The sequence below is a fragment of the Salipiger sp. IMCC34102 genome (genome assembly GCF_004145405.1).
Classification (GTDB): domain Bacteria; phylum Pseudomonadota; class Alphaproteobacteria; order Rhodobacterales; family Rhodobacteraceae; genus Loktanella.
On sequence record NZ_SELQ01000003.1, the window covers coordinates 167,955 to 190,637 of the forward strand.

General features: G+C 67.2%; 24 protein-coding genes. 9 read left to right on the top strand and 15 right to left on the bottom strand.

Annotation, left to right across the window (positions count from 1 at the left end):
• Positions 1–92 precede the first annotated feature (92 nt).
• Positions 93–569 carry a homoprotocatechuate degradation operon regulator HpaR gene (hpaR, locus tag EU805_RS08425; protein WP_129763531.1) on the bottom strand — a complete coding sequence of 159 codons (477 nt, stop codon included), beginning with the start codon at positions 567–569 and terminating at the stop codon, positions 93–95.
• Between the two features lie 98 nt (positions 570–667).
• On the opposite strand from hpaR, the gene EU805_RS08430 reads away from it, so the two are divergent.
• The 7 genes from EU805_RS08430 to EU805_RS08460 are packed head-to-tail and all read left to right on the top strand — an operon-like array spanning position 668 to position 7,418.
• Positions 668–1,057, top strand: coding sequence for a 5-carboxymethyl-2-hydroxymuconate Delta-isomerase (locus EU805_RS08430; protein ID WP_129763532.1), 390 nt, complete (start codon positions 668–670; stop codon positions 1,055–1,057).
• An 8-nt stretch (positions 1,058–1,065) separates the two neighbouring features.
• A complete protein-coding gene (gene hpaE / locus EU805_RS08435; RefSeq protein ID WP_129763533.1) occupies positions 1,066–2,577 on the top strand; it encodes a 5-carboxymethyl-2-hydroxymuconate semialdehyde dehydrogenase in 1,512 nt (503 codons plus the stop codon).
• Entirely contained in the window at positions 2,577–3,560 is a 984-nt protein-coding gene (gene hpaD, locus EU805_RS08440; protein ID WP_129763534.1) for a 3,4-dihydroxyphenylacetate 2,3-dioxygenase, read from the top strand. The genes hpaE and hpaD overlap by 1 nt, the downstream gene beginning before the upstream one ends.
• 26 nt (positions 3,561–3,586) lie before the next feature.
• The gene (locus EU805_RS08445; RefSeq protein WP_129763535.1) at positions 3,587–4,984 is read left to right on the top strand and encodes a pyridoxal-dependent decarboxylase; all 1,398 of its coding nucleotides are present in this window, start codon (positions 3,587–3,589) and stop codon (positions 4,982–4,984) included.
• Positions 4,981–5,835 carry a fumarylacetoacetate hydrolase family protein gene (locus EU805_RS08450; protein ID WP_129763536.1) on the top strand — a complete coding sequence of 285 codons (855 nt, stop codon included), beginning with the start codon at positions 4,981–4,983 and terminating at the stop codon, positions 5,833–5,835. Before EU805_RS08445 ends, EU805_RS08450 begins: the two co-directional genes overlap by 4 nt.
• Entirely contained in the window at positions 5,832–6,632 is an 801-nt protein-coding gene (hpaH, locus tag EU805_RS08455; protein ID WP_129763537.1) for a 2-oxo-hept-4-ene-1,7-dioate hydratase, read from the top strand. Before EU805_RS08450 ends, hpaH begins: the two co-directional genes overlap by 4 nt.
• 9 nt (positions 6,633–6,641) lie before the next feature.
• Positions 6,642–7,418 (top strand): aldolase/citrate lyase family protein, encoded by a 777-nt coding sequence (locus EU805_RS08460; protein WP_129763538.1) that lies wholly within the window; start codon positions 6,642–6,644, stop codon positions 7,416–7,418.
• An 82-nt stretch (positions 7,419–7,500) separates the two neighbouring features.
• On the opposite strand, the gene EU805_RS08465 is transcribed toward EU805_RS08460, so the two are convergent.
• The 8 genes from EU805_RS08465 to EU805_RS08500 are packed head-to-tail and all read right to left on the bottom strand — an operon-like array spanning position 7,501 to position 15,086.
• Positions 7,501–8,622, bottom strand: coding sequence for a hypothetical protein (locus EU805_RS08465; RefSeq protein WP_129763539.1), 1,122 nt, complete (start codon positions 8,620–8,622; stop codon positions 7,501–7,503).
• A 39-nt stretch (positions 8,623–8,661) separates the two neighbouring features.
• Positions 8,662–9,093 carry a DUF3237 domain-containing protein gene (locus tag EU805_RS08470; RefSeq protein WP_129763540.1) on the bottom strand — a complete coding sequence of 144 codons (432 nt, stop codon included), beginning with the start codon at positions 9,091–9,093 and terminating at the stop codon, positions 8,662–8,664.
• The gene (locus tag EU805_RS08475) at positions 9,090–10,571 is read right to left on the bottom strand and encodes an amidase family protein (protein ID WP_129763541.1); all 1,482 of its coding nucleotides are present in this window, start codon (positions 10,569–10,571) and stop codon (positions 9,090–9,092) included. The genes EU805_RS08470 and EU805_RS08475 overlap by 4 nt, the downstream gene beginning before the upstream one ends.
• Positions 10,568–11,524 carry a branched-chain amino acid ABC transporter permease gene (locus EU805_RS08480; RefSeq protein WP_129763542.1) on the bottom strand — a complete coding sequence of 319 codons (957 nt, stop codon included), beginning with the start codon at positions 11,522–11,524 and terminating at the stop codon, positions 10,568–10,570. Before EU805_RS08480 ends, EU805_RS08475 begins: the two co-directional genes overlap by 4 nt.
• On the bottom strand, positions 11,521–12,384 hold the full coding sequence (locus EU805_RS08485; RefSeq protein ID WP_129763543.1) for a branched-chain amino acid ABC transporter permease: 864 nt from the start codon (positions 12,382–12,384) through the stop codon (positions 11,521–11,523). Before EU805_RS08485 ends, EU805_RS08480 begins: the two co-directional genes overlap by 4 nt.
• Positions 12,381–13,082: an ABC transporter ATP-binding protein gene (locus tag EU805_RS08490; protein WP_129763544.1), complete on the bottom strand. Its 702-nt coding sequence runs from the start codon at positions 13,080–13,082 to the stop codon at positions 12,381–12,383. Before EU805_RS08490 ends, EU805_RS08485 begins: the two co-directional genes overlap by 4 nt.
• Positions 13,069–13,800 carry an ABC transporter ATP-binding protein gene (locus tag EU805_RS08495; RefSeq protein ID WP_165351915.1) on the bottom strand — a complete coding sequence of 244 codons (732 nt, stop codon included), beginning with the start codon at positions 13,798–13,800 and terminating at the stop codon, positions 13,069–13,071. The genes EU805_RS08490 and EU805_RS08495 overlap by 14 nt, the downstream gene beginning before the upstream one ends.
• A 5-nt stretch (positions 13,801–13,805) precedes the next feature.
• Positions 13,806–15,086 (bottom strand): ABC transporter substrate-binding protein, encoded by a 1,281-nt coding sequence (locus EU805_RS08500; RefSeq protein ID WP_129763546.1) that lies wholly within the window; start codon positions 15,084–15,086, stop codon positions 13,806–13,808.
• Between the two features lie 163 nt (positions 15,087–15,249).
• On the opposite strand from EU805_RS08500, the gene EU805_RS08505 reads away from it, so the two are divergent.
• A complete protein-coding gene (locus EU805_RS08505) occupies positions 15,250–15,960 on the top strand; it encodes a TetR/AcrR family transcriptional regulator (RefSeq protein WP_165351916.1) in 711 nt (236 codons plus the stop codon).
• Positions 15,961–15,976: 16 nt separating this feature from the next.
• On the opposite strand, the gene maiA is transcribed toward EU805_RS08505, so the two are convergent.
• The 6 genes from maiA to hmgA all read right to left on the bottom strand — a co-directional run bounded on the left by maiA (position 15,977) and on the right by hmgA (position 22,066).
• Positions 15,977–16,606 (bottom strand): maleylacetoacetate isomerase, encoded by a 630-nt coding sequence (gene maiA, locus EU805_RS08510; protein WP_129763732.1) that lies wholly within the window; start codon positions 16,604–16,606, stop codon positions 15,977–15,979.
• Positions 16,596–16,799: a DUF2783 domain-containing protein gene (locus EU805_RS08515; protein ID WP_129763548.1), complete on the bottom strand. Its 204-nt coding sequence runs from the start codon at positions 16,797–16,799 to the stop codon at positions 16,596–16,598. The genes maiA and EU805_RS08515 overlap by 11 nt, the downstream gene beginning before the upstream one ends.
• Positions 16,799–18,397: an FAD-dependent monooxygenase gene (locus tag EU805_RS08520; RefSeq protein WP_129763549.1), complete on the bottom strand. Its 1,599-nt coding sequence runs from the start codon at positions 18,395–18,397 to the stop codon at positions 16,799–16,801. Before EU805_RS08520 ends, EU805_RS08515 begins: the two co-directional genes overlap by 1 nt.
• A gap of 27 nt (positions 18,398–18,424) precedes the next feature.
• A complete protein-coding gene (locus tag EU805_RS08525; RefSeq protein WP_129763550.1) occupies positions 18,425–19,375 on the bottom strand; it encodes an MBL fold metallo-hydrolase in 951 nt (316 codons plus the stop codon).
• A gap of 70 nt (positions 19,376–19,445) precedes the next feature.
• Positions 19,446–20,702, bottom strand: coding sequence for a fumarylacetoacetase (gene fahA / locus EU805_RS08530; RefSeq protein WP_129763551.1), 1,257 nt, complete (start codon positions 20,700–20,702; stop codon positions 19,446–19,448).
• Positions 20,699–22,066 (bottom strand): homogentisate 1,2-dioxygenase, encoded by a 1,368-nt coding sequence (gene hmgA, locus EU805_RS08535; RefSeq protein ID WP_129763552.1) that lies wholly within the window; start codon positions 22,064–22,066, stop codon positions 20,699–20,701. Before hmgA ends, fahA begins: the two co-directional genes overlap by 4 nt.
• A gap of 125 nt (positions 22,067–22,191) precedes the next feature.
• On the opposite strand from hmgA, the gene EU805_RS08540 reads away from it, so the two are divergent.
• Positions 22,192–22,656, top strand: coding sequence for a MarR family winged helix-turn-helix transcriptional regulator (locus EU805_RS08540; protein ID WP_129763553.1), 465 nt, complete (start codon positions 22,192–22,194; stop codon positions 22,654–22,656).
• The last annotated feature ends 27 nt before the right edge of the window (positions 22,657–22,683 follow it).

Below are 22,683 nucleotides of genomic sequence, written 5' to 3' on the forward strand. Positions count from 1 at the left end.
GGTTCCATTTAACATGGCAACAATAATTTGAACCGATGGTTTGTTATTTGAACCTGCGGCACGGAAGTAAACATGTGTCGCCCCGTGGCTTGTCATGGCTTCTTGGCATCCTCGTCATCGAGGTCGCTCAGGATCGCATCCAGTTCATCCAGCAGCGCCATGATTCTCTCGGACCCGATACGGGCCTCGATGCGATCGCGGATCGCCGCACTTTCCGGAGCGATCGCGCGAATCAGGGCCGTGCCGTCCGCAGTCAGGCGCAGACTCGCGCGTCGTGCATCGCCGGGGGTGCGGCTGATCTCGATCAGGCCGCGGTCCTGCATGGTCTTGGTCATCCGCGACAGGGACGGGGCAAGGATGTTCGCGGCTTCCGCCAATGCGCCCATGTCGAGCCCGGGCGTCTCGTCCAGAACGCGGATCACGCGCCACTGTTGCTCGGTCAGCCCGTGCTGGTGCAGCATAGGGCGGAAATGCTCCATGACCTTTTCGCGGACACGGAGCAGGGCGATGGGGAGAGACCGCCGCGTGCTGTCCAATGCGTTGTCCCGGGGTGGGAAGTAATCAATCATGACGTGTCCTCGAAAATTCGGCACACGTTGCTTGGTGTGAATGATATTGACAAGGGTCGTGATGTTTAACATGTTATGTTTGAGTTGGGAGGAAACGGATGCCGCATCTGTCCATCGAATATTCGCAAGGGCTCGAGGCGCGCGCCGACGTGGCCGACCTGTGCCGGTCGCTGCATGCCGTGATGGTCGCCTCGCCGGTCTTCCCCACGGCGGGCCTCCGGGTGCGGGCCTACAGGGCCGACCATGCCATCGTCGCGGATGCGCAAGCCGACAATGACTTTCTTGCCATGACGCTTTCGGTGGGGGCCGGCCGGGACACCCAGGTCCTGCGCACCGCGGGCGACGCCCTGTTCGCCGCGGCGCAGGCGGCACTCGCCGAACCGCTCTCGACCCCACATTTCGCCCTCTCGCTCGAGATCCGCGTCATCGACCCGGAGTTGAGCTGGAAGGACACGCCAATCCACGCCCGCCTGTCGGGGACCACATGAGGACCACCATGACGTCATTGGATGAGAACCTGAAGAAACTGGACGGATACCTCGCGCGCTTTCGCGAAACCGGTATCCGCAACCGCATCGCGGGCGAAGACGCGGACGGCAGCGGCGGTGTGTTCGAGACGATTTCCCCCGTCGACCGCAGCGTCATCTGCAAGGTGGCCCATGGTACCGCGGGGGACATCGACAGGGCGGCGAACGCGGCCCATGCGGCTTTCGCCGAATGGCGCGACATGCCCGCACTGGAGCGCAAGAAGATCCTGATCCGCGTGGCCGAAGGGATCGAGGCACGGGCCGAGGAGATCGCTCTTTGCGAATGCTGGGACACCGGGCAGGCGCTGAAGTTCATGTCCAAGGCCGCCCTGCGCGGGGCCGAGAACTTTCGCTATTTCGCCGACCAGGTGGTGCAGGCCCGCGACGGGCAGCACCTGAAATCGCCGACGCTGATGAACGTCACGACCCGCGTGCCGATCGGCCCGGTCGGTGTCATCACGCCGTGGAACACGCCCTTCATGCTGTCCACCTGGAAGATCGCCCCGGCGCTGGCCGCGGGATGCACGGTGGTGCACAAGCCCGCCGAAGCCTCGCCCCTGACCGCGCGGCTGCTGGTCGAGATCGCCGAGGAGGCGGGCCTGCCGCCCGGTGTGCTCAACACCGTGAACGGCTTCGGCGAGGACGCGGGCAAGGCCCTGTGCGAGCATCCCAAGATCAAGGCCATCGCCTTCGTGGGGGAATCGCGCACCGGCAGCCTGATCGTCAAGCAAGGGGCCGACACGCTCAAGCGCAACCACCTGGAACTCGGCGGCAAGAACCCCGTCATCGTCTTCGAGGATGCGGACCTGGACCGGGCGCTCGATGCCGCGATCTTCATGATCTACTCGATCAACGGCGAACGCTGCACCTCCTCGTCGCGGCTGTTGATACAGGAAAGTGTCCGCGACGCGTTCCAGGAAAAGCTGATCGCGCGGGTCAACGCGATCAAGGTCGGCCACCCGCTCGACCCCGCGACCGAGGTGGGGCCGCTGGTCACGCAGGAACATTTCGACAAGGTCACGAGCTACTTCGACATCGCCCGACAGGACGGCGCGACCGTCGCCGCCGGCGGCGAGACGGTGGGCGACGCGGGCTTCTTCGTCAAACCCACGCTCTTCACCGATGCCACCAACGACATGCGCATCGCACAGGAGGAGATCTTCGGCCCGGTCCTGACCTCGATCCCGTTCACGACGGAGGAGGAGGCGCTCCGGATCGCCAACGACACGCCCTACGGGCTGACGGGCTACGTCTGGACCAACGATCTGACCCGCGCCCTGCGGTTCACCGACAAGCTGGAGGCGGGGATGATCTGGGTCAACTCCGAGAACGTCCGCCACCTGCCCACGCCTTTCGGCGGCGTGAAGGCCAGCGGGATCGGGCGCGACGGCGGCGATTTCTCGTTCGATTTCTACATGGAGCAAAAGCACATCGGCTTTGCGCTCGGACAGCACAAGATCACCAAACTCGGAGCGCTGTGATGCCTGTACCCGCCCCCAACCTCTACCCCGATTTCAATACCATCCGTCTGAGCCACGTCTGCCTGAACGTGAAGGACCTGGCGGCGTCGCGGACCTTCTACACCGAGATCCTGGGCCTTCAGGTCACCGACGAGGACGACACCCGCGTCTACCTGCGCGCGATGGAGGAACGCGGTCATCACTGCATCATCCTGCAGCAGTCCGACCAGCCCGGCACGGTCGAGGTCATGGGGTTCAAGACCTTCGACGAGGACGACCTGACGAAGGCGGAGGCCTACTTCAAGGCCAAGGGGCGTCCCACCGAATGGGTCGAGCGCGCCTACCAGGGCAAGACGCTGCTGACCTCCGACGGTTTCGGCATTCCGCTGGAATTCTATCACAAGATGGACCGCCTGCCGCCGATCCACCAGCAATACGCGCTCTACCGCGGGGTGAAGCCGCTGCGGATCGACCATTTCAACTGCTTCGTGCCGGACGTGGACGAGGCGGTGGCCTTCTACTCCGACTTCGGCTTCCGCGTGACCGAATACACCGAGGACGAGGAGAGCAAGAAGCTTTGGGCGGCTTGGCTGCACCGCAAAGGCGGCGTGCACGACATGGCCTTCACCAACGGCACCGGACCGCGGATGCACCACGTCGCCTTCTGGGTGCCGACGCCGCTGAACATCATCGACCTGCTCGATTTGATGGCAAGTTCCGGCTACGTGAAGAACATCGAACGGGGCCCCGGACGGCACGGGATCTCGAACGCATTCTTTCTCTACATCCTCGACCCCGACGGCCACCGGATCGAGATCTACTGCTCGGATTACCAGACGGTCGACCCCGACCTGGAGCCGATCAAATGGGACCTCAAGGATCCGCAGCGCCAGACCCTCTGGGGCGCGCCCGCCCCCGAAAGCTGGTTCAAGCACGGCACCACCTTCGTGGGGGTCGAGACCGCGGACTCGCAGTTGAAGGCCACGCCGATCGTCGCGCCGTGAGGCCGGGCGGGGAAGGGAGCGCTAGGATGGATTGGACCGAATTCGCGCAATGGGGCCGGCACATCGCCGACTGGGGTGCGGAGTATCACCGCACCCTCCGGGATCGTCCGGTGCGCGCACAGACCCGACCGGGAGAGATCGCCGCGCGCCTCCCCGCAAGTCCGCCTGCCGGACCGGAGGAGATGCAGACGATCCTGCAGGACTTCGAGGACATCGTGATGCCGGGCATGACGCATTGGCAGCACCCGCGTTTCTTCGCCTACTTCCCCGCCAACGCGGCACCGCCGTCGATCCTGGCCGAGCAACTCGTCAACACCATGGCCGCGCAATGCATGCTGTGGCAGACCTCCCCCGCCGCGACGGAACTCGAAGGGGTAATGATCGACTGGCTGCGACAGGCCCTGGGCCTGCCCCAGGGCATGACCGGCGTGATCCAGGACAGCGCATCCTCGGCCACGCTCTCGGCGGTGCTGACGATGCGCGAGCGGGCGACCGGCTACACCGGCAACCGCGAAGGGCTTTCGGGGAAAGGGCCGCTGCGCATCTACTGCTCGGACCAGGTGCATTCCTCCATCGACCGGGCCTGCTGGGTGGCGGGGATCGGCCAGGACAACCTGGTCAAGCTGCCCGGCACCGGCCCGCGCCACGGGATCGATGCGGATGCGCTGGCCCGGGCGATCGAAGCCGACATCGCCGCCGGTTTCACCCCTGCGGGCATCATCGCGATCACGGGCGGCACCGGTATCGGCGCGTCCGACGATCTGGCCCCCGTCTTGCAGGTCGCGCGGGCGCACGATCTCTATACCCATCTCGACGCGGCCTGGGCGGGGTCGGCGATGATCTGCGCCGAGTTCCGCGACGATTTCTGGCGCGGTGTGGAGGGGTTCGACAGCATCGTCTTCAACCCGCACAAGTGGCTGGGCGCGCAGTTCGACTGTGCGGTTCAGTTCCTGCGGGACCCGACACCGCAGCTGAACACCCTCAAGATTGAACCGGAATACCTCAAGACCACCGGTGCCGCGGTCACGAATTATTCGGAATGGACGATCCCGCTCGGTCGCCGGTTCCGGGCGCTCAAGCTGTGGTTCCTGATCCGGGCCTACGGTCTGGAGGGTTTGCAAGGGCGCATCCGCGACCACGTCGCCTGGGCCGGCGAGCTGTGCGAGGCCATCCGGGCGCTCGACGGGTTCGAGATCACCTCGGAACCGATCCTCAGCCTGTTCTCGTTCCGGTGTCCGGGCGACGATGTGGCTCAACAGCGGCTCGTGGATGCGATCAACGCCGACGGGCGTATCTATCTGACGCAAGGCGCCCTCGGCGGACGCCGGATCATCCGCGTGCAGGTCGGCCAGTTCGACACCACGCGCGCGGACGTGATGACGGTGCTGCCGGTGGTGCAGGAAATCTGGAAGGACATGGCATGAAGTTCGCGACATACACCAGCGAAGGGCAGACGCACTTTGGTGCGATTACCGACGGCGGGGCCATCGCCCTGGATACGGCATTCCCGCAGTGGCCGTCGCTTTTCGACGCGGTCTGCGCGGGCGGCCTGGCGCAACTGGCGGAGCATGCGCAGGATCAGCCCGTCACCCATACCGACATCCGCTACGAGATGGTCCTGCCGCAGGCGCGCCGCATCCTGTGCGTCGGCGTGAACTTTCCCGACCGCAATGCCGAGTACAAGGACGGCTCGGACCAGCCCAAGTACATGTCCCTCTTTCCGCGGTTCGCCAGCGGGTTCACCGGCCACGACCGGCCGATGATCCGCCCGCCCGAAAGCCCGCAACTGGACTACGAGGGCGAGGTGGCCATCGTGATCGGCAAGGGCGGGCGGCGTATCTCGCAGGACGACGCCTATGACCATATCGCCGCTCTGACGCTGTGCAACGAAGGCACCATCCGCGACTGGGTGCGCCACGCGAAGTTCAACGTCACGCAAGGCAAGAACTGGGACAACTCCGGTGCGATCGGCCCGTGGCTAGTGCCTTTCACCGATGCCGCGCAACTGGACGAGGCCCGGATCGTCACCCGCGTCAACGGCGAGGTGCGCCAGGACGACGTGCTGTCGCGTATGATGCACCCGATCCGGCGCGAGATCGAATACATCTCGACCTTCATGACGCTGGCGCCCGGCGACATCATCGTCACCGGCACGCCCACCGGGTCCGGCGCGCGGCTCGATCCGCCGCAGTACCTCGCCCCCGGCGACGTGGTGGAGGTCGAGGTCGCGGGCATCGGCACCTTGCGCAACACGGTCGAGGACGAGGTCGTATGACGCCCGAGGATCACGCCCGCGCCGCCCGGGACCTTCTGAGGGCGGAAGAGACGGGCGAACAGATCGGTCTTCTCTCGCGGCGCCACCCGGAGATGGACCTCGACGACGCCTATGCCGTGCAGACCGCCATCTCGAAGGCCAAGCACGCGCAGGGACGAAGCGTCATCGGCTGGAAGATCGGGCTGACCTCGAAGGCGATGCAATCGGCGCTGGGTATCGACATACCCGACAGCGGGATCCTGTTCGACGACATGGCGTTCGCCCATGGCGCAACCGTGCCCGCGGGCCGTTTCATCGCCCCCCGCATCGAGGCGGAGATCGCTTTCGTCATGAAATCGGCCCTGGGCGGGGCAGGTGTCACGCGCGAGGAGGTCATCGCGGCAACCGACTACGTGGCGCCCTCGATCGAGATCCTGGACACGCGGATCCTGCGCAAGGATCCCGAAAGCGGCCAGCCGCGCAGGATCGTCGACACGATCAGCGACAATGCCGCCAACGCGGGCGTCGTCCTGGGTCCCCAGCGCCACGCGATCGACGCCTTCGACCTGCGCTGGGTCGGCGCGATCACCACGCTGAACGGCACGGTCGAGGAGACCGGCCTCGGCGCGGGGGTGCTGAACGATCCGGTCGAAAGCGTGGTCTGGCTGGCCCGCCGCATGGCGCTTTACGGCCAAAGCATCGCGCCCGGCCAGATCATCCTGTCGGGCAGTTTCATCCGCCCGGTCGAATGTCCGCCCGGCAGTGTCATCGCAGCCGACTTCGGCGCGTTCGGTGACGTCTCCATCTCTTTCGACTGAGGATTTCTCATGCCCGCACCCCATAACCCCTTCAAGCAGGCCATCGCCCGCGGCGAGTTGCAGATCGGCTGCTGGCTTGGCCTGGCAGAGGCGTATCCCGCCCAGATCAGCGCAGGCGCGGGTTTCGACTGGCTGCTTGTCGACGGGGAGCACGCCCCCAATGACCTCCGCTCGATCCTGGCGCAGCTTCAGGTGATCGCCTCGGGCGGCAGCCACGCCGTCGTGCGCCCCCCGATGGGAGAGGCGTGGATGATCAAGCAATTGCTCGACGCCGGCGCACAGACCTTGCTGGTGCCGATGGTGGAAAGCGCAGCCCAGGCCCGCGCGCTGGTCGATGCGGTGACCTATCCGCCGCATGGGGTGCGCGGGGTCGGCTCCGCGCTGGCCCGCGCGTCGGACTTCAGCGCGATCCCCGACTACCTGACGACCGCGCGGGACGAGATCTGCCTTCTGGTGCAGGTGGAGAACCGCAAGGGGCTGGCCGCGCTGGACGAGATCCTGGGCGTGGAGGGGGTGGACGGTGTCTTCATCGGGCCGTCCGATCTGGCCGCCGACATGGGCTTCATCGGCCAGGCCGGGCACGCCGAGGTCAAGGATGCCGTGACGGACGCGCTGCGCCGGATTGTGGCGGCGGGCAAGGCGGGCGGGATCCTGACCCTGGACGCGGAGCTTCAGACGGAATGCCGCAAGATCGGCGCAAGCTTCATCGCCACCGAGATCGACGTCACGCTTTTCGCCCGCCAGATGCGCGCGGCGGCGGCGGGCGCGCGCGACCGCCTGTCCTGACGGGCGGCGCTCTCCCCGCCTTACGGGTTTAACGAGTGCGGGCCGCCCTGAGAGGGGCGGCCCGTTTTGACATTGCCGGCGATCAGAAGGTGAAATTGGTCGCCAAGGCCAGCGTGTCACTGGAGCGGTTGCCCGAAAGGCCCTGGTGGCGGGTGTAGTCCACCTCGAGCCGGGCCACCGGCGACATCTGGTAGCCGAAGCCCACCGAGATCACGGCATAGGTGTCTTCGTCCACCAGACCGTTCAGGTCGTTCGCGAACTCGTATTCGAAGCCGATCGCGCCGTTGGGGCTGAGGGTGCCCGGGCGCGGATCGAAGCTTTCCATCCGCAGCCGGGCATAGGCCAGGCCGTAGTCCTCCTCGTCGCCCAGGATACCCGACACGGTCGCCCCGAGCGAGTTCTGGACTTCTTCGATGAAGTTGCGCTGGTAGGCCAGGCCGACCGTGGGATGCAGCACCCACGTGGCGGGCAGGGACGGCACGTCCTCGGGGCCGTAGGTGCCGACCAGCTCTGCTTGGACGTAGAGCCGGTCGTCGTCCTGCTCCTGCTCCAGCGTGACGCCAGGGGCAAGCGGGACCGAGAGCGACTGGTCGCCCAGCGAATACTCGAGCCGTCCTACGAAACCCAGCCGATCGCTGATCTTCGCCATGACATCGCCGCGCACCCCGAAGGCCTCGCGGTTGACGACGCTGCGCCCAAGCGTTTCGGAAAAGTCGGCGTCGTTGTAGAAGACGCCGATGCCGTACATCAGGTCGGGCGACGGCGCGCGGAAATACTGCACGTCCGCCCGTAGCGCGTCGCCCGGCACCGTCTGCAGGTTGTCGTCCGGATCGACGTTGGCGTAGGCGCCCGAAAACCGCAGGAAGGACGCGCCCGTCGCGGCGGGCAACTCCTTGAGCACCGACACCGGCAACACGTAGGTCAGCGATCCGTCGCGGAACCCCTCCTGCGGCCCACCGGGGGCCAGCGAGGCCGAGAGGGCCGAACGGGATTCGCCGATGCGGGTCTGGATCGTGGCGTAGATGTCGTTGCTGAAGGCGGGATAGAGCAGGCCGGCCGTGTTGAGGTTGCCCAGCGTCAGCAATCCCGGCGACAGGTTCGGCGGCGGGCCGGCCATCGGATCGGCGGTCTGGGCCAGTACGGGGCCGGCAAGCGCGGTTGCAAGCAGCGCAGCCGCCATGGGTCTGCCAAGGCAGTGTTTCATCGTCTTCTCCTCCAGTTGGTTTGCGGGTGGTCTTGGGTCTTACTCGGCCTTGAAAAGCTCCAGGTTCACATGGCCATCGGCCATCCGGGATACGAAGCTGCACACGAAGGTGCCGTGGTTCAGCCAGTCGTGGGCGGGATCTCCGGTCTCGAAGACGGGGACGCTGTGGCCGGCGAAGGTGTCCGGATCGCCCGCGACGGGGGCACAGGTGCCGCGGTTGACGATCGTGGCGAAGGCACCGCCCCCGAGGTCGAGCACGTAGCGCGCCTCGACCTCGGCGCGGCCGTCCTCCGACAGCCAGGCCCAGTCGTAGCCGCCGGGCAGGATCGTGCCGTCGAGGTCCGGGCCGGTCAGCGTGCCGCCGGTGATCGGCACGCAGGCCCGCATGCGGCCGTGCATTGGTCCGACCATGACGGGCGGTGCGATCAGGACGTGAAAGGTGCCGATGGGGCGGTAAACGGGGGCGGTCATGCGGTTCCCCCCCCGCGGAAATCGGGGGCCAGAGGCGCCGTGCCCCAGACCCGGTCGCACTGGGCGGCAAACCCCAGCGTGGTGCGATCGGCGTAGAGGTCGCCGATGATCTGCACGCCAGCGGGCAACCCGTTGGGTGTCTGTGGCAGCGGCCGCACGGTGGAGGGCAGGTGCGACAGGGTCGCGACGCCGGGCCAGCAGAGGTTCTCGATGTAGGGCTCCGCCACGCCGCCGATCTGCAAGCTGCGCCGCATCTGCGGGGTCACGCCGTAGCCGTCGCCGGTCTGGTGCGCAAAGGCCTGCCCCATCGCAACCGGTGCGAGCAGCACGTCGTAATCCTTGAAGAACCGGTGCCACCGCTGGATCTGAGCGGCCTGCTGTTCCTGCAACTGTCCCATGCGGGGAACGTCGGTCCGCAGGGCCTCGGCGATGGTGGCGGCGTGGGGATGATCGTCGAGATCCGCGATGGCCTCCTTGAAGGCCGCCACGTCGTCGTCGGACATGCCCGATCCGATGACCGCGAAGAGCAGGCGGAAGTACAGGTCGCTGTCGAGATCGACCGGCGCGGGCGGGCCGCTCAGCCGGTCGACCGGCACGCCTGCCCGTTCCAGTTCGTCGGCGAAATCCTCGAGCGCCGCGCGGTAGTCGGGATCCAGCGGGAAGCCGTCGAGCCAGAGCGCCACGCGTGTCTCGTCGAGGCGCGCGGTGCGGGCGGGCGGCAGGTCCAGCCGCCAGCCGCGCGCCTGGGCGCCCTCCGCACCGGCCAGAACCTCCAGCGCGAGTTCGAGGTCCGCCGCACTGCGCGCCAGCGGTCCGCAAACGGAAAGCGGGGCGGGCGTCAGCGCGCCTGGCCCGGGCGGCACGTGACCGCGGGACGAAACGATCCCGTAGCTGGGCTTGTGACCGTGGACGCCGCAGTAATGCGCGGGCACCCGGATCGAGCCGCCGATGTCGCTGCCGATCTCGAGCGACGTCAGCCCGGCGGCCAGCGCCGCGGCGGACCCGCCGGAGGAGCCCCCGGCGCTGCGATCGGTGTCCCAGGGATTGCGGGTCAGCCCGAAGATCGGGTTGTCCGACTGGTGGTCGGAGGCGGCCAGCGGCACGTTGGTCTTGCCGAAGATCACCGCCCCCGCGGCCTTGAGCCGCGCCACCGCGTCCGCATCGCGTTCCGGCCTGTTGTGTTCCAAATCCGGGATGCCGGCGGTGGTGGCGAACCCGGTCGCGTCGTAGCAATCCTTGATCGTCATCGGCAAACCGGCAAGTGGCCCGGGCACCTGGCCCTTGTCGGCGGCGCGGGCCGACTTTCGGGCCCCGTCCTCGTCGAGTTGCACGATCGCATTGACCGGCCCCCCTGCGGCCGCGTTGCGGGCAAGGTGCGCGTCGAGCAGTTCTTCCGCACCGATCTGGCGGGCGCGCAACGCGCCGAGGGTCTGGGTCGCCGTCCAGCTGTGGACATCGCCCGTCGGGGTCTGGGTCATCGGAACGCCTTTCGCTTGGTGTAATCGGTGAGATCTTGGATCGCGGGCCACAGCCCGCGCGGGGCCACCAGCAGGACGACGACGGCCAGCGCGCCGATCACGATCCAGTAGGTGCCGCCGGAATAGCCCGCGTTGGTCATCACTTCGCGGATCGCGATGAACAGGACCGTGCCGAGGATCGGCCCCGTCAACGTGCCCAGCCCGCCGATCACGGTGACGAACATCATGGCGATCAACCAGTTCATCTGGAACGCGTCGCTGGGCGAGATGTAGAGCGCGTTGACGTAGTAGGCCGCCCCCGCCGCCGCACAGCCCATCGCGCTGATCACGAAGACCAGCAGGTGCATGCGCCGCACGTTCACGCCCGATGCCTCGGCCGCCTGCGGGTTGTCGCGCATGCCCAGCAGGGCCAGCCCGGTGTCCGAGGCCAGGAAGGCGCGCAGCGCGACGACCAGCGCCACGAGCCCGAAGGCCAGACCGAAGAAGATCACGCGCTCGGGGTTGCTGGTCATGCTCTCGCCGCCGGGACGCAGGATCAGCCCCGCCGACCCCCCCGTCCAGGACCATTTCAGCACGAGGGCCGCGACGATCTCGGCGGCGACCCACATGCCGACGGCGAAATAGGCGTGCTTGAGGTGGAAGACGACCATCCCCAGCGGGATCGCCAAGGCCCCCGCGAGCACCGGCGCCAGCGCAAGCCAGATCCAGATCGGCACGCCGGTGTTGTTCGCGGCCAGAAACAGCGCGTAGCCGCCAAGCCCCACGAAAAGCTGGTGGCCCAGCGAAATCTGGCCCGCGTAACCGGCGAGCAGGTTCCACATCTGCGCCAGGATCATGATCACCACGACCTCGCTCAGCAGATAGAGCGAACCGGGATCGAGGCGCATCGCCGACCACGCGGCGAGCGCGCCGCCCAGGATCAGCAGTCCGGCGGAAAAGGCACGCGGGGTCATGAAAGCCTCCCGGTCATGGCGCGCAGCACGAGGATCGAGAAGAAGACGAGGTGCACGTAAAGAAGGCCCGCGTTGCTGTCCCACCACGCGCTCAGCACCTGCGTGACGCCCAGCAGGACGCCCGCGGCAAAGGCCCCCCGGGTGGAGCCGAGGCCGCCGAGGACGACCACCTCGAAGGCGATCAGCAGATAGGACACCCCGGAGTAGGGCGACACGCTGGCGCGCATCGCCAGAAGCACCCCGGCGAGGGCCGCCAGCCCCGCGGCGAGGGCCGCGACCTTCACGTGCACGCGGGCCACGCGGATGCCCATGAGCGCCGCGATATCGGGACGGTCCGACAGGGCCCGCACCTCGCGTCCGAAGCGGGTGTGCCGGATCACTGCGGCAAGGCCTGCGAAGACGACCACGGCGATGCCCAGCGTGACCACCGGCAAGGCCCCGATGATCACCGGGCCAAGCTGCAGGCTCGCCTGGGCCAGGCCGCCGACGTTCAGGCCGCGCAGATCGGCGCCCGCGGTCTCCACCAGCAGGTTGCGCAGGATCACGGCGATCCCGAAGGTCACCAGCATCGGCACCATGGGATCGCGGAAGTGCATCGCCCGCTCGACGAAGGCCACCTGAAGCAGCCCGCCGAGGGCGGCACAAAGCGCGCAGGCCAGCACCAGCACGGCCAGCACCGGCACGGTGGGGGCCAGTGCCGTTACACCCACCGCGATAAAGGCCCCGATGGTGATCAGTTCCCCGTGCGAGAGGTTCACGACCCGCAGCACCCCGAAGGTGAGCGCCAGCCCCGCACCGATCACGCCGTAGAGCCCGCCCAAGGTCACGCCCTGCAGGAGAAGTTCGAAAAGGGCGGTCATGCGGCGTCTCCGAAGAAGGCGGCCTTCATGGCTTGGGGCGTGGTGGTGGCGGCGGGGCCGGTCAGCGTCAGGCGGCCCTGGAACATGCAGGCCACGCGGTCCGAGATTGCCTGCGCGCGGCTGACATCCTGATCGACGACGATCAGCGCGATGCCTTCGCGTTGCACCGACTTCAGCGCCTCGTAGACCTCGCGCGTGACCAGCGGTGACAGGCCCAGCGAGATCTCGTCGCAAAGCAGGATGGCGGGGTTCGCCGCGAGCGCACGGCCAATGGCGACCATCTGCTGCTGTCCGCCGGACAGCGATCCGGGCGGTTGCGTCCGCTTGTCCCTGAGCACGGGAAAGAGGTCGTAGATCGCCTTGAGGGACCAGCGACCTGCGCGCGCGCCCGCGCCGATCATCAGGTTTTCCTCCACCGAGAGGCTGTCGAACAGAAGCCGCCCCTCGGGCACCAGTGCCAGACCGGCGGCGGCGGCGGCCCGCGGATCGCCGGGGGGCAGGCAGATGCCAGCCACGCGGACCTCGCCCCGCGAAGGGGGCATCAGCCCGCAGAGAAGCCGCATCAGCGTGGTCTTGCCCGCACCGTTCGCCCCGGCGAGCGCCAGGGTCTCGCCTTCCGAAAGGTCGAGGTCCACGCCCTGCAGTGCTGCCATCTCTCCATAGCGGGCGTGGATTCCCGAAAGTTCAAGCAGCGGCATGATCGGCGACCCCCATGTAAACGGACTGCAGGCGTTCGTCCTCCCAGACGGTGGCGAAGGCGCCGTCGAGGATCTTCTCGCCCTTGTCGAGTACCACGAGCCGTTCGCAGGTCTCGCGCAGGGCGAAGGGAATATGCTCGACCCAGACGATCGCCCGATCCGAGCGGAGGGATTTCACGAGGCCGATCATCGTCTCGATCTCGTGCTGGGTCAGGCCCGCGGCGATCTCGTCCAGAAGCAGCAGGCGCGGGCGCGCGGCGACTGCCTTGGCCAGTTCCAGCCGCTTGCGGCTCAGCAGGCCCAACTCGCCCGCGACCGCACCGGCGTGGTCGGTCAGACCGGTGAGCGTCAGGACCTCGTCCACCCAGTCGGAGGCTTCCGCCCCGTGCAGGCGCGCGCCGAAGACAGCGGGGAGCCGCAGGTTCTCGCGCACGGTGAGCCGGGCGAAGGTCTGAGGGATCTGGGCCGCGCGCGCGATGCCGCCCTGCACCCTGTCCGGCAGGGAAAGACGCGACATGTCGCGCCCCTCCAGCTCCAGCGTTCCGGCATCGGCCCGCAGCGAGCCCACGATGAGGCCCAGAAGCGTGCTCTTGCCCGCGCCGTTGGGTCCGATGACGCCGACGCTTTCGCCGGTTCCGAGGGTCAGATCGACCCCCGAAACCGCCGTGAAGCCGCCGAACCGCTTCGTGACCCCGTTTGCCTGAAAGAGCGGCCCCACGGGGGTCACAGCGACAGCGGGATGATATCGGCGTCGGTGGGGATCTGCGGCATCGTCGCGTTATTGACGATCTTCAGATCATAGGCGTGTTTGCCGGTGCCCCGACGCCACTGGCCCCCGACCAGATCGGTGATCGCCACGCTCTTGACCGGGCTTCCCGCGAAGTCGACCGGGCCCACGATTGTATCGACGTTGAGGCTGCCGATGGCCGGGGCCAGGCTGTCGGGATCAAGCGGGTCGTCCGCGCGGGCGAGGGCGGCCAGGCCCACCTCCCACAGCGCGTGGCCGTAACCCAGCGGCTGGGTCCATTGCGCGCCGGTGTCCTCTTCCCAGGCCGCGGCCAGCGCCTGCGCGCTTTGCCCCGTGACAGAGCTTTCGAAGGGAAAGTCGGGCGTCCACCAGACTTCGGTCAGCAGGCCGTCGCCCCTGTCCCCCAACGCCTCGACCGCGCTGGAGAACAGGAACGCCGCCGCCATGCCGCAGGCCTTGGGAGAGAGGCCGGACTGGGCGACTTGGTTCCAGAACGGAACGAAATGGCTGTCGTACATGAAGCCCGACAGGATATCCGCCTCCGCCGCGCGGAACTGCGCGATCTGGTTCGAGAAATCGTTCGTGGCGATCTGGAAGGGACCGGTGGGGACATGGGTGTAGCCCTTTGCCTCCAGCAGCGCGGGCATGCCCATCTGCGGATCCATCAGACCCTGGCCCGCAGGGTTGTCGAGGAACAGGGTGCCCACGGTCTTGTTCGTCTCGACCATGTCGAACATGTTGACGAAGTTCGTCAGCACCGCGTCCGACCCGGCGAAGAAGTGGAACGTGTAGGGAAAGCCCACGTCGGGCCGGCCTCCGCGGGGGAAGAACATGCCCTGCCAAGGCACCATGGTGGAGATCGTGGGCACGCCGCGGGTGTCGGCGAGTTCACCCACCGCCATCGCCGCATCGCCGTCCTGTACCAGGATCAGGTTGCAGCGTTCGCGCAGCACCAGGTCGCTGGCCACGTTGGCCGAGGCCGAAGCTTCGGAAAGGTTGTCGCGGATCACCAGCTCGACGTCGTATGTCGTCCCGTTCAGGGTCAAGCCATCCGCCAAGTGCTCGCGCATCCGCTCGATGGTCCAGCTTTCGGTCGCACCGAAGTTCGCACGCACGCCGGAAAGCGAGCCTGCGTAGCCGATCTTGATCGTCTTCGTGGCCGCCGTGGCAAGGCTCGGGGCGCAAAGCGCCACCCCGGTGGCGGCGGTGCCTGCAAAAAAGCCGCGGCGCGTGGGCTGTGCCAATTTCGATGTCATGTGTTTCCTCCCTCGGACGATCGCTCTCTCCCTTGAGCGAATTATGTGACCATTGGTAACAATGTGACCAGTGGTCATTTTTCTGTCAAGATATTTGATGCAAGGTCTCGTCATGGTTGCGCTTGCGGGATATGTCGAAGGGGACAGGTTTGGGAAAAGACACATGGCGACGGCATCTAGGAAACCGGAAAACCGAGAAGGCAGAAAGACTTATCATCATGCGCAGCTCAAGGACGCGCTGATCGATACGGCCATTCGCCTGACCGCGGAACGCGATGGTCCCGTCTTCTCGTTGCGCGAACTGGCGACCGCCCTGGGTGTCAGCCACACCGCCGTCTACCGTCATTTCGCCGACAAGGACGCGCTGCTGGGGCAGATGACCCGCATGGGATTCGACAAGCTCGTCGCGCTGCAGAAGACGTGCCAAGACAGGGCCGGCGCCGGTTCGGTGCGGCGCTTGCGGGCCTTGTGCGCGTCCTATGTGCGTTTCGCCACGGAGGATCCCGGCTTCTTTGCGCTGATGTTCCACTCTCGCCCCACCTCGAACCGGGCTGCGGGGGAGCGCGACCGGCATAACGTGGAGGCCTTGCGCGTGTTGATCGACACGATCCGCCACTGCCAGGACGAGGGCAAGGTCATCGCGGGCGACCCCGAGCGGATCGCCTCCTACCTCGTGCTGGCACCGCATGGGCTGTCGAGCTACGTCGCCTGGGGCCATACGCCCGGCTTCATCGCGCGCCAGCACGACGGCATGGCCGATCCCGCCGACTGGATCGCCCGCGTGGGGCTGGAGCCGTTCCTGACCGAGCGGATGCCGCCGGAGGCCTTCTCGAAGCTGTTCTTCGCTGCGGACGGCAAGCCGCCCTTCGCCTGAGCGGGTCGCCGTCGGGTCAGCCCTTGACCCGGTCGGGGTGCGCGGCGGCGAAGGCGGGATGATCGGCGCAGGCGCGGGAGGCCCGGGTGATGCGGGGCAGGTCGGCTGTCTCCACTTCCCAGCGGTCGGCATTGTAGAGCTGCGGGATCAGGACGAGGTCGGCCTGGCTGAGCGCTGCGCCGCAGGCATAGGGGCCGGTGGGATGCAGCTGCGCCTCGACCGCTTCCAATCCGGGCCGGATCCAGTGCCGCATCCAGGGCGCGCGCGCCTCCGGATCGCCGGTCAGTTCGGCGACGCGGTTCACCACCCGCAGGTTGCAGACCGGGTGGATGTCGGCCGCCATCGCTTGGCAGATCGCACGTATGGACGCCGCCTCGGCGGGGTCATCCGGGCGCAACGACAGGCGCCCCGTGTCTTCGAGGTAGTCGAGGATCGCCATGGATTGCGTGAGCCTCGACCCGTCGATGTCCAGCACCGGGACAAGTCCCTGCGGGTTGCGCGCGCGGTGCGCCTCGGAGCGCTGGTCCCCGGCGACAAGGTCCACCGGCACCGCCCGGTAGGCGAGGCCCGCGAGGTTCAGCGCGATCCGCACGCGGTAGCTGGCCGTGCTGCGCCAATAGTCGTAGAGCGTGATCTCAACCGGCATAGACACGCGCCGTCCGGCAAAGGGTCGCGACTTCATCTGCGTCACCGAGCGCATTGGCCATCAGCAGCACCAGCCGCGCGTTGAGCGCGTGGCTCTGCGCGTCCGTCAGCCCGTCGTGGGCTGCCATGATCGCGGCATAGACATCGTCGGTCGCGGCGGGATCGAGGCGACTGTCGTGAGTCGGCTTGGACATCAGGCGTCCTCCAGCATGCGGCCCAATGCGCGGTCGCGCGCCCGTTCGACGGCTTGCGCGGTGGGGGTGTCGAAGACGGCGGCGACGTGACCGTCGGGCCGGATCAGGTAGGCCCTGTCGCGCCCGTACCGGTCCAGCGCGTAGCCGTCCCGATCCGGGTAGCAGGGGTAGTCGGCGTTTTGATCGATCCCCATCCGGGCGATACCGGCCACGTCGGGCAGGACCACCGTACCGATCCCCAGCAGCACGAATCCATCGGGCATCACGCGCACCAGCCAGTCGTCCCCGAGCGGCGCATCAAGGAGGGCACGGCCAGGTTCCAAGGGCGCCGTTCCGGGGGTCTGCAACGCCTCTCCCGTCAGCGCGCAGGGCGTCGAGAGGCGGCCCGAGTTGATGATCCGGCGGGCGAAGGGCTGATCGTGGGCCATGCGCAGCGTCTCTGCCCGGAACAGCGCCTCGATGGGCGTCTTGGGGGTCATGAAGTTGGTCGCCCGGGCGGAGTTCACGATGTTCTCCCGTGCGGCGCGGCGGCGTTCGGTGTCGTATGTGTCGATCAGGGCGCGAGGTGCCTCGCCGGCGATTACCGCGGCCAGTTTCCAGCCCAGGTTGTCGATATCCTGGATCCCACCGTTGCCCCCGCGGGCGCCGAAGGGCGAGACGACATGCGCGCTGTCGCCGGCAAAGATCACGGGGCCGTGGACGTATCGGTCGAGCGTGATGCAGCGGAAGGTGTAGATGCTCATCCAGTCGAGCCGGAACGGCCGGTCGCCCACGATGGCACGGATCCGGGGCAGGACGGTCTCCTCGTCGGCCACGCTTTCGGCATCGGTGTCGCGATCGAGTTGCAGGTCGATGCGGTAGATGTTGTCGGGCTGCTGGTGCAGCAGGGCCGATTTGCCGGGATGGAAGGTCGGGTCGAACCAGAACCAGCGCTCGGGTGGACCGTCGAAGAATTCGCCTTCCATCTCGATGTCGGCGATCAGGAACTGCTCGGTGAAGGTCTGGCCTTCGAAGGCGAGGTCCATCCGCTTGCGGGTGGGCGAGCCTGCGCCGTCGCAGGCCACCATCCAGTCCGCATCGAGGGTGTAGCGCCCCTCCGGCGTCTCGACCGTCAAGGCGACGCCCGTCTCGGTCGGGGTGTGATCCGTTACCTTCGACAGGAAGCGCAGGTCGATGAGGTCGGGAAATTCCTTGGCCCGGTCGAGCAGGTATTCCTCGACGTAGTATTGCTGCAGGTTGATGAAGGCAGGGTAGGCGTGACCTTCCTCGGGCAGCAGGTCGAAGTCGTAGACCGGGTCGTCCCCGTGGAAGAGACGTCCGACCTTCCAGGTCACCCCCTTGTCCAGCATCCGTTGTCCCACGCCCAGCCGGTCGAAGATCTCGAGCGTGCGCTTGGCCCAGCAGATCGCCCGGCTGCCCACCGAGACGACGTTGTTGTCGTCGAGCACGGTACAGGCCACCCCGCGCTGGGCAAGGTCCACCGCCAGGGCCAGGCCCACGGGACCGGCGCCCACGATCGCGACGGGAGCGTTCGAGCGGCCGCCGTCGAGTTCCGGCGGGCGCTTGAAGGGTTCTGGCGTATGTTCGTAGGCCGGCATGGCAGGTCTCCTCCCCCGGGGCGCGGCTCAGCCTTGCAGCTGGGCCCACATCTCCTTGTCGCGCTGGGCGGTCCAGACGCGCGGCGTGTCGATGCCGCGGGCCTCGTCGTAGGCGCGGGCCACGTTGAACGGCAGGCAATGTTCGTAGATCGCGTAATCGGCGAACTTGTCGTCGCAGGAGGCGCGCACGGCGTCCCAGGCATCCTTCAGCGATCCGCCGCGGCCCACGACGCGTTCCACGGGCTTGTAGGTCGAGCGGACGAAATCCTCCGTCGCGGCAAGCGCCTTGGCGACCATCTCCTCGCCGACGAGCGCGTCGCCGCGGCCCGGCGCGATCGACTTCGGCTCGAAGGCCGCGATGTTGGCCAGCGTGTCGGACCAGTCGGCGAAATGCCCGTCGCCGCAGTAGCAGGCCGAGTGGTATTCGACGATATCGCCGGTGAACATGACCTCCTGGTCGGGGACCCAGACCACCGCGTCACCCGCCGTATGGGCGCGGCCCAAGTGCATGATGTCGACCCGGCGGTTGCCCAGGTAGACGGTCATCGAGTCGCTGAAGGTCGTGGTGGGCCAGGTCAGGCCGGGGATCTCCTCGTGGCCCTGGAAGAGACGGGGGAAGCGTTCGAACTCGCTGTCCCAGTCCTCCTGCCCACGTTCGGCGACCATGGCGCGGGCGGTGTCGGTCATGATGATCTCGCGCGCGCCGTAGGCCTCGGCCCCCAGCACGCGCACGGCGTGGTAATGGGTCAGCACGAGGTGGGTGATCGGCTTGTCGGTCACCTCGCGGACCTTCTCGATCACCATGCGGGCCAGGCGCGGGGTGGCCTGCGCCTCGACGATCATCACGCTGTCGTCGCCGATGATGACACCGGTGTTGGGATCGCCCTCGGCGGTGAAGGCGTAGAGCCCTTCGCCCACTTTCGTGAAGCTGATCTTCTTGTCGGCCATGTCGCCGGCGGATGCGAAGGCTTTTGCCATGTTGTCTAACCTTTGGTCTGAAGGCCGGTGGCGGACGCCTCCGGCGGGAGTATTTCGAAAAAAGCGAGGATCAGCGCGCGTAAGGATCGGGCAGGGCGGGCTGAACGCGGTTGGTGCAGGCCCCGAAGCCCACGCGGTAGCCGTCGCCCTTCGCGGCACCGCGCAGGGTCAGCGTGTCCCCGTCCTCGACGAAGCTGCGGGTCTGATCGCCCACGGCGAAGGGTTCCTTGCCGCCCCAGCTGAGTTCCAGCAGGCTGCCGCGCTGGTCCTTCTCGGGGCCCGAGATCGTGCCGGATCCAAGCAGGTCGCCCGTTCGCATGGGGCAGCCGCTGGTGGTATGATGCGCCAGCTGCTGGGCCGCGGAGTAATACATCTGGTCGTAATTCGTCCGCGCGATGGTCACGGGGTCCGCGCCATCGGGGGCGAGGTCCACCGCGAGGTCGATCTCGTAGAGCATCGGGCCAGGCTCCTTAAGGTAGTCCAGAAGGTCGCGCTGCCGCTCGGGCGTGCCGGTGCGGAAGGGCTCGAGTGCCGCGCGGGTGACGATCCAGGGGCTGAGGCTGGTGGCCGTCGCCTTGGCCTGGAACGGACCCAACGGCTGGTATTCCCACGCCTGGATGTCCCGCGCGGACCAGTCGTTCAACAGCACGTAGCCGAAGATCATCTCGTCGGCCTGTGCGACGGTCACCGGCCCGGTAGAGGACGTGCCCACGATGGCGCCAAGTTCGAGCTCGATGTCGAAGCGGTTGCAGGGGGCGAAGCGCGGGGCGTCGTCGTTCGGCCCCTTGAGCTGACCCCAGGGGCGGCGGATGTCGGTGCCGGAGATGCAGACCGAGGAGGCCCGCCCGTTATAGCCGATGGGGATCGACAACCAGTTGGGTGGCAACGCGTTCTCCGCCCCGCGGAACATGGTGCCGACGTTCGTGGCGTGGTGGTAGCTTGCGTAGAAGTCGGTGTACTCGGCCACGTCGAAGGGCAGGTGCATCACCGCATCCGCCTGGGCTACGAGGTGGGGACGCAGGTCGCCTTCTTCCGCGGCGCCTTCGGCCAGCAGGTCGGTCAACCGGTTGCGCAGGGCGGCCCAAACCTCTTGCCCCGCGGCCATCACGGGATTCCAGCGGCCAAGGTCCATGAGGGGGCCGCCGGGCAGGTCGATCAGGCCCGCCGCCTCCACCGCCGCCAGGTCGAGGATCGTGTCGCCGATCGCCACGCCGCAGCGGGGCTGGGTGTCTTGTGCGGTCGAGAACACGCCATAGGGCAGGTTGTTCAGCGGGAAGTCGGTATCGGCGCTGTTGGCGCTGTCCACCCAGCTGCGGCGCAGACTCATGACCAGTCTCCTTCCGGGGTGCCGTCGAAGCGTTTCTTCAGGCTGTCCCAGCAGTCGATGTAATCGTCCTGCAGCGGCGCCTCGTGGGCGGCGAAGGCGGTCAGGTGCTGGGGAAAGCGCGTCTCGAACATGAAGGACATCGTGTCCTCGAGTTTCTGCGGTTTGAGATCGGCGAAGGTCGCCGCCTCGAAGGCCTCGTTGTCGGGGCCGTGGGGCAGCATCATGTTGTGCAGGCTCATGCCGCCCGGCGCGAAGCCGTTGGGCTTGGCGTCGTACTGGCCGTAGATGTTGCCCATCAGCTCGGACATGACGTTCTTGTGGTACCACGGCGGGCGGAACGTATCCTCGGCCACGCCCCAGCGTTCGCGGAACAGGACGAAGTCGATGTTGGCGGTGCCCTCGACGCCAGAGGCCGCGGTCAGCACGGTAAAGATCGACGGATCGGGGTGGTCGAAGAGCACGGCCCCCACCGGGCAATAGGTGCGCAGGTCGTATTTCACCGGCGCGTAGTTGCCGTGCCAGGCGACCACGTCCAGGGGGCTGTGATCGATATGCGTCTCGTGGAACTGACCCTGCCATTTCACCACGACGCGGGAGGGCGCGTCGCGATCCTCGAAGGCGGCGACGGGCGACTTGAAATCGCGCCGGTTGGCCATGCAGTTCGCGCCGATCGGGCCGCGGCTGGGCAGCTCGAACTTCTGACCGTAGTTCTCGCAGACGAAGCCGCGGGCGGGACCTTCGACCAGTTCGACCCGGTAGACGAGACCGCGGGGCAGGATCGCGATTTCCTTGGGTTCGAGATCGATGACGCCCAGTTCGGTGCAGATCCGCAACCGGCCTTCCTGCGGGACAATCAGCAGCTCGCTGTCGGCAGAGAAGAAATACTCGTCCTCCATCGAGGCCGTGACGAGGTAGATATGCGCGGCCATCCCCACCTGGGTGTGGACGTCGCCCGCGGTGGTCATCGTGCGCATGCCGGTCAGCCAGGTCAGGCTTTCGTCCGAATGCGGCACCGGATCCCAGCGGTATTGCCCGAGCGAAGTCACCTCCGGATCCACGTGGGGGGCGGATTTCCAGTACGGCATCTCGATCTGCGCGAAGCGGCCGACGTGTTTCACCGAAGGCCGGATGCGGTAGCACCAGGTCCGCTCGTTCTGGTGGCTGGGGGCGGTGAAGGCGGTGCCGGAAAGCTGCTCGCCGTAAAGGCCGTAGGCGCATTTCTGCGGGCTGTTTCGTCCGTCGGGCAGGGCGCCCGGCAGGGCCTCGGTCTCGAAATCGTTGCCGAAGCCGGGCATGTAGCCGTCGTGCAACGCGGTCGGTGTGGCGGCGCGGGTCAGGCCGGTCTGGGGGGCTTGGTCTTTCATGGCAAGGGCTCCTCCATTGCGTTGCGGAAACGGTAGCAAGACATCATTGCATATGCAACGAATTTTCCCGGCCTTGCAAAACCCCGCCGTGTTGCCTTTGCATGAGGTGACCGAAAGGACCCGCGATGACCGATGACCCGCCGACCGAATTCGACCTGATGGCCTTCACGCCCTACCGGCTTGCGGTCGTGGCGCAGCGGCTGAGCGAGCTTCTGGCGCGGCAGTACCGGGACCGGTTCGGGATCTCGATTCCTGACTGGCGGGTGCTGGTGCATCTCGCCCATTCGGGCGGCGCCTCGGTCCGGGATATCGAGGCGCGCGTGGCGATGGAGAAATCCAAGGTCAGCCGCACCTGCAAGCGGCTGGAGACGCGCGGCCTGATCGCCAAGCGCGCCCACGACACGGACAGGCGGCTGGTGCACCTGACGCTGACCGACGAAGGCCGGCAGATGATGCGGGATCTGTTGCCGCTGGCCGCGGCTTTTCAGGGGGAAGTCGAAGCGCGGCTCGGGGCGGATTTCGCCAGGCTGGAGCAGGGGATCGACGGCGTGCTTTCACGCTTCGATCCGGCGGTGACGGAAACCGACTGACCGGACAGCGGGTGCTGCCCGATCGGA